Raw genomic sequence first — 12515 nt, forward strand, 5'->3', positions numbered from 1 at the left:
GCATTCCAACTTGACTTTCGGTCCGAATGTGGTACTGTATTCGGACAGGAGGTAAAAAATTATGAATATTACAAGTGATATCAAGCCAGTCACCTATTTAAAGTCACGGGCAGCCGATTTGCTTAATCAAATTAATGAAACGCATCGGCCCGTAATAATAACCCAAAACGGGGAGCCACGAGCTGTTCTGCAAGATCCTCAAAGTTATGAAAATATGCGTAATGCCATCGGTATTTTAAAACTCATTTCAGAAGGGGAGACAGATGTTAGGGAGGGGCGAGCAAAGCCGCAGGATGAGGTGTTTGATGAAATCGAAAAAGCGCTGAAAGACAGTCGCAGATGACCAAAAAATACCAAGTAAAATGGGCGGCAGTGGCGCAAAGTGATTTGAAACAAATAATTGATTACATAGCGCTTGAAAGCCCTGGCAATGCACTGCAAATACTATACAAGATTAAACAAAAAGCTTCAGACTTATACACCCTGCCTGATCGTGGTAGGATTGTACCGGAGTTGAAAGATCAAGGAATACACATCTATCGCGAAATAATATTGCATCCCTGGCGAATTATTTACAGAATATCAGATACAACTGTTTTTGTGTTATCTGTCATAGATTCGCGACGGAATGTCGAAGATATTTTGTTGAACCGATTCGTCAAATGAAAGAATTGCCAACCAGCGCGTGTACTCGGACGCGCGGAAGATCGCCGCGCGCCGGTAACGCGTAGCGTTCTTCCGAATCGGCCCTCTTATACCCCAAAAGGTGCACCGCAACTGTGTAAACTTGCGGGCTTTTACAATTGCCAGCATCCGACTTCCCGAGATCAATTCAATGTTTACTGGGTCCCCGTCTTCACGTGAATGACGGAAATGGGCGATTTCGGACTTTTTTACATGTCCATCACACTTGCATCTTGTAACTTTTTTCTAAATTTCCTGAAGTTTTCGATAAAGGGTTTTTCGATCAAACCCTAAGAGTTCGGCAGCCTTGGATTTATTCCCCCCGACTTCGATCAATACCCGCCTGATATATTCCCTTTCCAATTGCTCCAGGGTCTGTTTTTTGAGAAGCCCTTTTTCTATCAGGTCCCCGTCTTCAGCTTCCGAAAGCATGGAGAGCGGCAAATCTTTCGGAAGGATCACCTCCTGCTGACATAAAGTGATGGCCCTTTGAATAATGTTTTCCAGTTCCCGGACATTTCCCGGCCAGGGGTAATTTAATAGAATTTTTAGAGTCTCTTCAGAAATCCCCGAAATTTTTTTCCGGGTTTCTTTCCCGAATTTATTGATAAAATGCTGAATCAGAAGAGGGATGTCTTCCTTCCGTTCCATAAGAGGCGGCAAATCGATATCGATGACCTTTAATCGATAGTAAAGGTCTTCCCGAAATCGGCCCTGTTGAATCAGGTCCTTAATCTTCCGGTTTGAGGCCGAGATCAGCCGGACATCAATAGCATAGGAATGGGTATCCCCCAAAGGCCGCACTTCTCTCTCTTCAATCACCCGGAGTAATTTTACCTGCACCATGAGGGGCATCTCCGTTATTTCATCCAGAAAAACCGTCCCCCCGGCGGCTTCAAATAACAACCCCCGTTTGTCTGTTTTGGCATCGGTAAAGGCGCCTTTTTTATATCCGAATAATTCGCTTTCCAGGAGTGATTCCGGTATGGCCGCACAGTTTACCGCAATGAAGGGGCCGTCTTTTCTGGTGCTGTTATAGTGGATGGCTTTAGCCACCAACTCCTTGCCCGTTCCGCTTTTCCCGGTGATCAGGACATTTCCGGAGCTGTCCCGGATACACTCAATGAGAGCATAGATATTCTGCATCAGGGGACTTTTACCGATGAGATGGTGGAAGTGGTATCGGGACTCGACCTCTTTTTTCAGTCGAACCACTTCTTTCTTCAATTGGCGATTTTCCAGGGCTTTCTTAACCGTCAGGACGATCTCATCGATGCGAAAGGGTTTGGTAATGTAATCATAGGCGCCCATCTTGATGGCCTTAATGGCCGATTCAATGGTCCCGAAGGCGGTAATAATAATGACGGGCGTCAGAGGGGCCGATTTCCTGGCTTCTTCAAGGAGATCCAGACCTTTCAAGCCCTTCATTTTCAAGTCTGTTATCATAACATCGAACTCTTCTTTTTTGAGAATCCTGGAGGCCTCTATACTGTCCTCCAGAGCCAGGACCGAGAATCCCTCTCCTTTCAGGACATCGGACAGCAAGCTGCACATCTCAAGATCGTCATCGACGACTAAAATTTTGATGCCCCTATCCATTTCCCCTTACCTCCTCTTGCCTGGCCGGGAGATAGACCTTAAAGACCGATCCTTTTCCGACCGCACTTTCCACATCGATCCAGCCCTCATGATCCTGGAGGATTCCCAGAGTAACCATCAAACCCAGCCCGGTCCCGGTTTTCTTGGTGGTAAAAAAGGGATTAAAAATATTTTTGATTACTTCTCTTTCCATCCCGATCCCGGTATCCTCCAGGACGATCTCCAGATAAAGCCTCTCACTATCCTCAAGGCCCTCCTTACTAAGCTTTCTCGGAAAAGCGGAAAGGCGAATCAGGCCCCCCTCGGGCATAGATTGGATGGCATTTAAAAGGAGATTTAAAAAGGCCTGCTGCAGTTGGTCCGGATCTCCATTGACGGGGGGGAGATGATCCTCCCATTTTTTGATTATGGTAATGCCTTGTTTTTTGATTTGTTGGTCCAGGAGGTCCAGGGTGGCTTCTAAAAAAGGGTCGATATTCAGGGCCCCCGGTTCGGGTTTCTTTTTTCTGACAAAACCAAGGAGTTGTTGAATGATCAGGGTGATGCGCTCGGTTTGGGAAAGGATAATATCCAAATTTTTACGAATCTCTTCCTGATCTTCCACTCTTCGTTTGACCAATTCCGTCCGGCCGTAAATTATGTTGAGAGGGGTCCCGACCTCGTGGGCCAGACCAGAGGCCAACTGGCCGATGGTAGCCAATTTTTCGGATTGTCTGAGACTCCTTTCCAACTCTAATTTTTCCTCAGCCTCCCGAATGATCCGATCCCGGGCATCTTTTAAATCGACCGACATTTGATTGAAGGCCTGGGCTAATTCGGAAAGCTCATCCCCTTTTTTAAGGGTTATCCGGTGGTCGAGATTTCCCGCAGCCAGATTCTTGACCCCCTCAATCAGTTTGGAGATGGGCAGCGTAACCCATTTTCTGGTACCGAAAAGAACCAGCGTTACCGTTCCGCCGATGAGCACGAAGATCGTGATAAAAATATTCCTTTGGGCCTTCTTGAGTTCTTCTTCCATAAAAAAGGTATCTTGAAGGATCGACACCCCACCAATGGTCTTCCCCTTCCGGTCGTTCAAGGGGAAGGCATATAAAAATACAGGGGCGTTTTTATAAGTCCCAAAGGTTTCCTGGGCCTGATTCTCCTGTATGGATCTCATAATCCAGGTAAAATAAGGTTCAATGCCCTCTTGTAAAGAATGGGAACGGAACAGGGCCTTTTCTCTTTGGAAATAGACAATAACCCCGAGGGTCCTTTCGTATTTGGTTACCGCATCGATCAGACCCTGTATAGAGGCCATCTCGTCCGGTTGAAAAATCTTCTCGATCGATACTTCGAGGGTTCGACCGGTACTTCTGGCTTCGGCCTTCATTTTTCTTACCAGGATGTCCCGCCGGGAAAAAATATCAAAATAACCAAATCCGGAAAGGACGACGATGATGATAAGGGAAAGAAATATCGTCAGTTTTGTTCCTATTTTCAATTTATTACCTCAACCGTGGGGAAAATTCCCTTTAGTGATTTTCAGCGTCTTTCCTGAAATGTTTTTGGGCCAGTCATTTATACCACAATCGATCCATCGAATCCATTGGAGATCAATCGGGTTACGGAAGTGTCATCTAAAAGGTTCTTTCTTCCGGCTTTCCTTAGAGCTGCGGTCCAAACCGTTTTGTTTACTTGGTTGATTTTATGTAATTTTTTAAATAATCCCTCCCGGACCAGTCCTGAAAAAACTTGGCACAGTATTTGATAAGTTAAATCCATCGAATATCGATTCGGATAAAAAAGCAAGCCAAGACAAGGAATCCATGGGCTTTCCATTAAAAATAGAAAAACTGCAATCTTTATTCTGGAAAATCTTTCTGTTAGCAGCCCTTCCGGTTCCATTATTTTTTTTGATGGGTTTTATTAAACCTTTGGGCGATGGGCTTCCCTGGTTGTTTTTATTCGGGATCATGTATATTCTTCTATTGTTTTTTCTTTTCTTTTACCTGCGGATGGTTTTTTCCAAAGAAAATATTACGGCCATGGCTGAAATAAGCTCCATGGCCGAGGATATTCAGGCGGAGAAATTGGCTTCTTTAGAAACCCTGACCGCCGGTCTGGCCCATGAAATCAATAACCCGATTGGAATTATATTAGGTTATTGCAGCTTGATCTTAGAAAAATTTGATCCCGAGACCCAAATGTATAAGGACCTGAAAACCATCGAACGCCAAGGGCAGAATTGCGAGCAAGTTATTGAAAATTTATTAAATTTTACCAGACCCCGAGGTGATTCGGAAGATAAGGTCCAGTTAAATAGTACAATTGAAAAATTATTGGGTGTAGTGGGTCCGGGGCTGAAAGCCCAGGGGATCTTATGGGAATGTTCTCTTCTCCCCGATTTGCCCCCGGCCCCCGGGAATGGACAGAAATGGCAGCAAGTCCTCCTGAATCTGATCAATAATGCTAAAACAGCCATGCCGTCCGGCGGACGTCTTGAAATTTGGACCTTAAAAAAGGATCTTGGGAAAAGGATAGAACTCGGGTTTCGAGACGACGGTAAGGGAATTCCCAAAGAACACCTGGGCAGAATTTTCGATCCCTTTTTTACCACCAAAAAAGAAGGCCGTGGAATTGGGTTGGGACTTTCCATAACTTATGGTATAATAATAAATTATGGAGGAACCATCACCTGCCAAAGCCGGACCAAGGACACTCCAAGCCAACCTAAGGGTACTACCTTCATCATTTCCGTACCCTCGGCCTGACCGATAACCATCGGTTTTCAAAGTTCGGCGTTGAGGGATGAAATTCTCCGGCACCATCGGTGCCTCTTATCAAAAACATTTATCATAAGTGGTGTATATTAGGAAAGAAGTATGGCCGAAAGAATATTGATTGTCGATGACGAACCCGACATGCTAGACTTGTTAAAAAGGATCATTGAGGATAAAACCAATTATCAAGTAGATACCACCTCTGATTCTTTAGATGTCCCCCACATATTAGAAGAAAATGCCTTTGATCTGGTAATTACCGACTTAAGGATGCCAAACCTGGATGGCCTGGAGTTAATCGATATTATCCGAAAAAAAGACGATCAAATTCCGATTATCATCCTGACCGCTTATGGAACCATTGAATCTGCGGTTGAGGCTATGCAAAAAGGGGCCTTCAGTTATATCACCAAGCCCTTTAAAAAAGAAGAAATCCTCCTGACTATCAACAAGGCCTTTAATTTCCAACGCTTAACCAAAGAAAACCTCAACTTGAGAAATGAGTTGGAGGAAAAATTGAAGTTCCCCTTTCTCATCGGCTCCAGCCCCCGCATGGAAAAAGTGTATCAGAGGATTATGCAGGTGGCCCAGACTTCGGCAACCATTCTGATCACCGGTGAATCCGGTACCGGAAAAGAATTAGCGGCCAAGACCATACATTTCCACAGCCATAGAAAAAATAGAAATATAGTGGCCGTCAATTGTTCGGCCATCCCGGAAACTCTGATTGAGAGCGAGCTGTTCGGCCATTTGAAGGGTTCTTTTACCGGCGCCATAAGGGACAAAAAAGGCCTGGTGGAAGAGGCGGACGGCGGGACTCTATTCCTGGACGAAATCGGCGATTTAAATTTGGTTATGCAAACCAAACTGCTGCGCCTTCTTCAGGAAGGGGAATATAAACCGGTGGGGAGCTCTAAAACCTTGATTGCCGATATCCGGTTTATTGCCGCCACTAATCAGGACTTGATGGAAAAAGTGCATAAAAAGGAATTCCGGGAGGATTTGTTTTATCGATTAAATGTGATCCAGATTATTCTGCCTCCTCTCAGGGATCGAAAAGACGATATCCCCCTCCTGTCCCAATTTTTCGTTGAAAAATATAACAAGCTCAATCAAAAGGAAATCAAGGGGATCGCCCCGGAGGCCCTGGAGGTACTCAAAACCCGCGACTGGCCGGGAAATATCAGAGAATTGGAGAATGTCATTGAACGGGGAATTATTTTAAGTTGGTCCGATATCCTTCAGATCTCCGATCTGTTTCCGGAAGACCAGCCCTCCTCCTTTCCTTTCAGGATCCAGGAAAATATCTTCCTGTCCCCTTTTAAAGAAGCCAAGGAACATATTATCAACAATTTTCATATCGAATATATCCGCCGGGTGCTGGCCAAATATGGGGGAAATGTTTCTTTGGCGGCTAAAGAATGTGGGCTTAAGAGACCTTATCTGCACCGTTTGATGCGGGAAAATGATATCAAGTCTAAAAACTATCGCTAATCCAATCCGATGTTGGTGAATGGCCCCTGCTCTCCATTTAGTTCGAAAATAACGTTCAGGGATCGGGGGTCAGGGATTGGGGGTCGGCGAAAGACATTTTCATTCTTCGTAGTGCCCGACCCGGGTATGAGCGCTTAGTACGAAAATAGAGTTACGGGTTACGAGTTCAAAACCAACCTTACTTCGACATTCATTATTCGATATTCGATATTCGCATTTTCATGCTTCGTGGTAGCCTAAGGGGTCATGAGGGTTTAATATGCTTTCCAAGAAGATCTCGTCTCAGAGGTTACTCCTCCCGGCAAGAAAGCCCTTCCATTCTATATGTATCAAATAGGTGACACATTGTATCCTCAGCGGGTCTTTTTTCTTAACCGGTCTGAAAGGGGAAAAAGAAAAAACCCTTTAAAATAAACCTATTATTCCAGGTTGTCTAATTGGCATATTATTTGATAAAACAATGGGGTTCTACTTAGACTAAATCTCGATTGAGAAGGAGGCTTTTGTTATGAGCGTAGGGAGGCAAGTCTTTGAATTTTTAAAGGCCGGGGCCATAGCCCATGCCCAATGGGACTTTGAGGTCTCCATGAGTATTCTGAGGAATCGAAAAAAGCTTTTGATCCTTCTATGTATGCTCTTGCCTATTTTTGCCGTGGCGATTTGTGAGGGGGCCAATATCCTGGGCAGCAAGACCGCCTACGCCCCGGCCCACTATACCACGACCATTTTTCTGGTTTCCATAGCCATAGGGCTCTGTGCCGGTCTGATTACCGGTTGTATCGGGGCCGGAGGGGGATTTATCATCACCCCGGCCTTAATGGCCGCCGGGGTAAAGGGCATTCTGGCCGTTGGGACCGATCTTTTTCATATCTTCGCCAAGGCCATCATGGGGACGGCCGTCCATAAAAAATTAGGCAATGTTTCCGTAAAACTGGCCATTGCCTTTCTGGTCGGCTCCGGATTGGGGACCTTTATCGGTGGCTATATCAACAAGGCCCTCTATAATATCGATCCCCTCTTGAGTGATACCTTCATCAGTGTCATTTATGCCATTCTCCTGGGTTTTCTTGGTTTTTATGCCCTTTTTGATTTTATAAAATCATCGAAAGCTGAAACGGCCGCTTCTTCCGGTGGGGGCCATGATGCCCATGGCGGCCCATCAGGGGTAACCGGGGTGGCCCTTAAAGTTCAGAACTTAAAAATTCCTCCCATGATCGGTTTTGATGAGGACTTAGGCGGTCGAAGGATCTCAGGGGTGATTGTGGCCCTGGGGGGAGTAATCGTGGGAATGCTGGCCGCTTTGATGGGCGTGGGGGCGGCTTCATTACCTTTCCCATGTTTGTTTATATATTCGGCGTTTCCTCCATGACCACGGTCGGAACCGATATCCTCCAGATTATCTTTACCGCCGGGTTGGCCGCCGTTGCCCAGTATGCCATTTACGGTTATGTTTTTTATACCCTGGCCATGGGCATGCTGATTGGCTCTTTGATCGGCATTCAGGTAGGCGCCCTGACCACCAAGGTGGTCAAGGGGATCCATATCCGGGGATTTTATGCCGTTTCCATACTGGCCGGTTTCATCAACCGGGCGGCCACCTTGCCTAAGAAGTTGACGGAAATGGAAATCATCAACCTTCCTAAATCCGTCACCGGTACGATAGATTTCGTCGGGGCCATTATTTTCTGGGTAGTGGTCGGTTTTTTCGGCCTCTGGGTCATGAGCAAGTTTTTTGGAAATCTTAAGGTATTGAGGGAGGGATAAGGCCATGGCGATCAAAAATAAAGGACCTTTCACCATGGGGATGTTTTTGGCCCTTTCCTTTATTGGGGTCTTGATTTTAATCTTTTCTCCGATTTACGGCAGCGGCATGAACGGGCTTGATTATGCCGATGACCTTTTTAACAAGCTCTCCAAAGGCTCCTCCTATTTCATCCCCAAGTTGAAGGAAGCCAATAAAAAGTTTGAGGGGAAACCCTTTACCGTTCAAATTAATATCGAGAAACCCAAGGAAGCCGAACAGATCGCCAAGCTATTTACGGCCGGGGGTTGTAAGGTCGAAGTCCAGGGGAACAATTTAAAGATCGACGGGGATATGGGCAAGACCATGGCCCTGATTTTAAAAGACTCGGACCTTATGTTTCATAACCAGGGGAAGGAGGTCATGGCCTCTTATGGTTTTGATGGACAAGAAGTCATGAAAAGCTGGTGGACCGCTTTGTCCAAGATGGATAAATTTTTTAAAAAGAACCTCAAGATAGAGGAAGCCAACCATATTTCCGAGATAAGTAAAAAAGGAATCGAACCGGCTTATAACTTTTATACCATCGAGCCGCAAAGGGTGGCTGACCGGGCCGGTATCATGATCTTCCTCCTGGCTTTTTATGTCTTTTATACCATGTGGTGGGGCTATGCCATCTTCTATCTTTTTGATGGGGTAGGGTTGACTATGAAAAAGGCCAAGGTGAAGAAAGAGGTGTAATAAATTCAGGTATAAGGTGCAAGGCCCAAGGTCCAAGGTTTGGGGTTTTGGTTTTACCTTGAACCTTTTACCTTACACCTTATACCTTAACAAGGAGAGATCGATGAAGATATTGGTGGCCATTGATGGTTCCAAGGATTCCGGGGAAGGGGTCAAGATAGCCTTTGATATGATCAAGGCCCAGGGAGGCGCTGTAACCCTTCTGGCGGTAATACCCCTCTATCCGGATATCGACCTGGAAATTTCAGCCAGGGCCCGGGATTCCCTGGAAGGTAAGCTGAGTCAACAGGCCGAGCAGGCCCTGTCCAAGGCCAAAGAATTATTTCAGTCCAGTGGGATAACCCCAAAGGCTATGATTGTCAGTTCCGGGGCCATAGCCGATGAAATCGTCAAGACCGCCGAGGAAGAAAAAATGGATTTGATTGTTATCGGCAGCCGGGGAATGGGGGCCACCGGCCGTTTCAGTCTGGGGGGTACGGCCATGAAGATCATCTCTCACGCCCCTTGTTCGGTGCTGGTGGCCAAGGCGGCATAAAATAAGGTCCAAGGTTTGTAGACCTTGCACCTTAAACCTATTTCCCGGGATCGAAACCGTAGTTCCCACGGAGAAAGGCTTGGGTGTGCCAGGAGACAACCGATTCATCATTCATCACCATGTCCCGCTGACGGGAACAGCCCATTAAGCGTCCGATGAGGTCTAAGTTCTTTTCAGTCGAGGCGCGGTCTTGATGAAGGAACCGTCCATGGACCAGGTCTTTTTGGACGACCACTTCAAAGTCCATATTTTCCAAAACAAGTCCGATAAAGCGGGCCCTGCGGGCCCGCCGGACATCATCGGCCGCCCCGCCTTTAAACATAAACCGGATATGGTTATTTTCCGGGTGGTCGCAGACATAGGCATCCACTGATGTATAATGGTATCCCAGGCGCGAATTGTAATTCATATATTCTCCGGTCAGCAAGGCATAGGTCTTATCCCAGAAATCCTCCTCAGGGCGGCTGGTACTTTGAGCCATAATCACCATCAGGCCTTTCAAATTGACTCCGATAGGGCCGGACCAGGTGATGCCCGGATGATACATGCCTTTGAACATGGCCAAAAGGGGTTCGGAGAGGATCTCCTCCCTTCGAACCATCTTTTTTTCATTCCCGGAAAACAACCCGCCACCCAGGTCAATGACATGAAGATTAATCGGCAGACCGGATTGGACCTTTGTCGCCCTGGACCAGCTCGGATCATAGCGGTCCAGGAGGTCAAACATTTCTTCAATAGCCAGTTCATGGACATAGCGGAAAAGGTCCTCAAGACCATGAAATCCCTTGACCGTAAAAGGCTTCGGCTTAGGCCACCCGGCCTCAAAAAAGAAGGTTGGGGCAATAAGGCTATCCGGTTTTGCCAAAGGATCTTTCTGGAGGAAGTCTTGAATGGCTTGAAATTTTTTTACCAGATCCAGGGAGCATTGGTTGGAGATCCGGTTCAAGGACTCGATAATCGATCCGATGAGTGGGGAGAGATCCTGGAATCTTTCCGGATAAGTCCCCTGGACTATTTCCAGGGCCTTTTCCCGGGCATTGAGAAGGGTTTGATAATAGCCGTAAATAGTGCGAAAATTTTCAAGTAAGGCGGCTTTTGATCTGGATTCCGATTGGATGATTTTTTTAAACCAGCTTTTCATAACAGGACTCTATCCTAATATTGCTTAAAACGGAATTTTTTGAAACTTGAAGAAACCTTATTTTTACTTTATTATCCCTCTATCTTCAATATAAAAAAGGGCTATTATGGAAGGCTTGGAATACCTGATCAAAATTGCCATTGGGGCCGCTCCCCAGAAATCCGGCTTTCAAATCCAACCCCTCTATGTTCTTCTGAACCTGACCATCCCTATCCTGTTGGGGATTCTTCTGAACTGGATCAACCGGTTAATTGAAAAAGGATGGGTTCATCTGTTGGGAGAAAGACGCTGACCATGGACGGGTCACAACCTCTTTTTCCGGTAGCCGTCTATTGGGCGCACCTTCAAGGTGTTGAAATCCACCCGAGCCTTATCGGTCTGATTATATTGGGCTTCCTGGTCGGAGGCCTGACCGGTTTTTTCGGTGTAGGGGGGCGGTTACTGATGTCTCCTTTGCTGAATGCTTTGTTTAATGTCCCTTACAATGTAGCCGTGGGCAGCGACCTCTGTCAGATGATGGGGACCTCTACGTTAAATATCCTCCGATTTAAAAGAATGAGCAGCATCGATTTTAAACTCGGGGGCTGGATGTTGATCGGAACGATTATCGGGGTCGAGGGGGGGGTGCGGATTCTGGAATTCTTTAAACAGGCCGGGAGCTTCAACCTCCTGGGGCTATCCATCCGTTATCTATCCCTGGTCCTGAGTCTGGTTTACAGTGCCCTTTTGCTTTGGATCGGAATGATCGTCTATCGGGAAGCCAGGGCCTCTCAACAGGAAGCAGTGGGTGAGGGCCTTCTTTCCGCCTACCAACCGGCAGTGACCGCCAGGCTTCAGCATATCCATCTGCCGCCCATGATTGGGCTTCCGGCCTCCGGCATAGAGGCCATTTCTCTGTGGGTGATCCTGGGCGTGGGAATGGCCACCGGTCTGCTGGTCGGGTTTCTGGGGTCAGGAGGCGGTTTTATCCGAATGCCGGCCTTGATCTATGTGATCGGCTGTCCCATGGTGGTGGCTATCGGAACGGATCTCTTCGAAAGTATTTTTTCCATGGGTTATGGAACCTTGAGCCATTCCTTTCAAGGCAACATCGACCTTATCCTGGTGGCCGTTCTTTTAATAACCAGTAGTCTGGGCAATCAAATCGGCGGCCTTTTAGCCAAAAGGACCACCCATCCCAAGGTGCGGCAACTCTTTGCCTTTATTGCTTTTGGAGTGGTGATTTTGTTGATGATAAAATTGGTCATTTAGGACATCCTGATGTTCGATTTGAAGCAGTTATTTAAAAAACGGCGGGAGGGAAAGCTCCGGGAGGCCGAAAAGGCACGGGACGAAATTCGCCTGGCCTTTACCCGACGCTATTTGAATTTCAAAACCCTCCTCAGCCTGAATGATAAAGTCTTGGAAATTATCAACGAAATGGAACAGGCACTGGAAGACCGCAACGGTTTTGGGATGGCCTTTGTCCGTGGCCATTGCACGGCCCTTTCCGTTAATCTTTTTAAAATCATCCAAAGCCTTAATGAGATTACTGCCAATCAACACGAAGCCCTTTTGACGGTCTTTGACGGTATTTGGGCCAAGATCGACCGGGAGTTAAAGAAGAAGAAAAAACCGGCCCAGGGGGACTGGGTGCTTCCACTTCAGGCGGTAGACCGTCACCTGGCCGACCTGGCAGGGAATAAAATGGCCAACCTGGGGGAGGTCAAGAATCGGGTAGGTCTACCGGTGCCGGAAGGGTTTGTGATTACCGCCGCGGCTTATGAATATTTTCTGGGAAGCACGCCAATACAGGATGAGATCAATCGCCGCCAACAA

General features: G+C 46.8%; 12 protein-coding genes and 1 pseudogene. 10 read left to right on the top strand and 3 right to left on the bottom strand.

Features of this window, described 5'->3' with window-relative positions; all coding sequences use genetic code 11:
- The first annotated feature begins 61 nt into the window (after positions 1–61).
- Together HY879_19015 and HY879_19020 are read left to right on the top strand one after the other, a co-directional pair.
- Positions 62–343 (top strand): type II toxin-antitoxin system Phd/YefM family antitoxin, encoded by a 282-nt coding sequence (locus tag HY879_19015; protein ID MBI5605429.1) that lies wholly within the window; start codon positions 62–64, stop codon positions 341–343.
- Positions 340–666: a type II toxin-antitoxin system RelE/ParE family toxin gene (locus HY879_19020; protein MBI5605430.1), complete on the top strand. Its 327-nt coding sequence runs from the start codon at positions 340–342 to the stop codon at positions 664–666. The genes HY879_19015 and HY879_19020 overlap by 4 nt, the downstream gene beginning before the upstream one ends.
- 264 nt (positions 667–930) lie before the next feature.
- Here HY879_19020 and HY879_19025 read toward each other — a convergent pair whose 3' ends face one another.
- Entirely contained in the window at positions 931–2283 is a 1353-nt protein-coding gene (locus HY879_19025) for a sigma-54-dependent Fis family transcriptional regulator (GenBank protein MBI5605431.1), read from the bottom strand.
- Positions 2276–3766 carry a HAMP domain-containing protein gene (locus HY879_19030; GenBank protein ID MBI5605432.1) on the bottom strand — a complete coding sequence of 497 codons (1491 nt, stop codon included), beginning with the start codon at positions 3764–3766 and terminating at the stop codon, positions 2276–2278. Before HY879_19030 ends, HY879_19025 begins: the two co-directional genes overlap by 8 nt.
- A gap of 325 nt (positions 3767–4091) precedes the next feature.
- Between HY879_19030 and HY879_19035 the strand changes: the two genes are divergently transcribed.
- From HY879_19035 to HY879_19055, 5 genes and pseudogenes are all read left to right on the top strand, one after another.
- Complete coding sequence (locus HY879_19035; protein MBI5605433.1) at positions 4092–5036, top strand: hypothetical protein; 945 nt, start codon at positions 4092–4094, stop codon at positions 5034–5036.
- A gap of 111 nt (positions 5037–5147) precedes the next feature.
- On the top strand, positions 5148–6539 hold the full coding sequence (locus tag HY879_19040) for a sigma-54-dependent Fis family transcriptional regulator (GenBank protein MBI5605434.1): 1392 nt from the start codon (positions 5148–5150) through the stop codon (positions 6537–6539).
- A 508-nt stretch (positions 6540–7047) separates the two neighbouring features.
- A pseudogene (locus HY879_19045) lies at positions 7048–8303 on the top strand (sulfite exporter TauE/SafE family protein).
- Between the two features lie 4 nt (positions 8304–8307).
- Complete coding sequence (locus HY879_19050) at positions 8308–9021, top strand: hypothetical protein (protein ID MBI5605435.1); 714 nt, start codon at positions 8308–8310, stop codon at positions 9019–9021.
- Between the two features lie 103 nt (positions 9022–9124).
- On the top strand, positions 9125–9556 hold the full coding sequence (locus HY879_19055) for a universal stress protein (protein MBI5605436.1): 432 nt from the start codon (positions 9125–9127) through the stop codon (positions 9554–9556).
- A 37-nt stretch (positions 9557–9593) separates the two neighbouring features.
- On the opposite strand, the gene HY879_19060 is transcribed toward HY879_19055, so the two are convergent.
- The gene (locus tag HY879_19060) at positions 9594–10697 is read right to left on the bottom strand and encodes a hypothetical protein (protein MBI5605437.1); all 1104 of its coding nucleotides are present in this window, start codon (positions 10695–10697) and stop codon (positions 9594–9596) included.
- Between the two features lie 106 nt (positions 10698–10803).
- Between HY879_19060 and HY879_19065 the strand changes: the two genes are divergently transcribed.
- The 3 genes from HY879_19065 to HY879_19075 form a co-directional block, all read left to right on the top strand.
- Positions 10804–10989 carry a hypothetical protein gene (locus HY879_19065; protein ID MBI5605438.1) on the top strand — a complete coding sequence of 62 codons (186 nt, stop codon included), beginning with the start codon at positions 10804–10806 and terminating at the stop codon, positions 10987–10989.
- A 2-nt stretch (positions 10990–10991) separates the two neighbouring features.
- Positions 10992–11948: a sulfite exporter TauE/SafE family protein gene (locus tag HY879_19070; protein MBI5605439.1), complete on the top strand. Its 957-nt coding sequence runs from the start codon at positions 10992–10994 to the stop codon at positions 11946–11948.
- A gap of 9 nt (positions 11949–11957) precedes the next feature.
- Positions 11958–12515: pyruvate, water dikinase (locus HY879_19075; GenBank protein MBI5605440.1), on the top strand; the 558-nt coding region annotated here is incomplete at its 3' end.

Source organism: Deltaproteobacteria bacterium, assembly GCA_016219225.1.
Lineage (GTDB): Bacteria > Desulfobacterota > RBG-13-43-22 > RBG-13-43-22 > RBG-13-43-22 > RBG-13-43-22.

Bases quoted from the DNA above. Each gene is read 5' to 3' on its own strand.
- HY879_19055 (MBI5605436.1), top strand. From the start codon at position 9,125: ATGAAGATATTGGTGGCCATTGATGGTTCCAAGGATTCCGGGGAAGGG.
- HY879_19060 (MBI5605437.1), bottom strand. From the start codon at position 10,697: ATGAAAAGCTGGTTTAAAAAAATCATCCAATCGGAATCCAGATCAAAA.
- HY879_19040 (MBI5605434.1), top strand. From the start codon at position 5,148: ATGGCCGAAAGAATATTGATTGTCGATGACGAACCCGACATGCTAGAC.
- HY879_19050 (MBI5605435.1), top strand. From the start codon at position 8,308: ATGGCGATCAAAAATAAAGGACCTTTCACCATGGGGATGTTTTTGGCC.
- HY879_19020 (MBI5605430.1), top strand. From the start codon at position 340: ATGACCAAAAAATACCAAGTAAAATGGGCGGCAGTGGCGCAAAGTGAT.
- HY879_19070 (MBI5605439.1), top strand. From the start codon at position 10,992: ATGGACGGGTCACAACCTCTTTTTCCGGTAGCCGTCTATTGGGCGCAC.
- HY879_19025 (MBI5605431.1), bottom strand. From the start codon at position 2,283: ATGGATAGGGGCATCAAAATTTTAGTCGTCGATGACGATCTTGAGATG.
- HY879_19065 (MBI5605438.1), top strand. From the start codon at position 10,804: ATGGAAGGCTTGGAATACCTGATCAAAATTGCCATTGGGGCCGCTCCC.
- HY879_19015 (MBI5605429.1), top strand. From the start codon at position 62: ATGAATATTACAAGTGATATCAAGCCAGTCACCTATTTAAAGTCACGG.
- HY879_19035 (MBI5605433.1), top strand. From the start codon at position 4,092: ATGGGCTTTCCATTAAAAATAGAAAAACTGCAATCTTTATTCTGGAAA.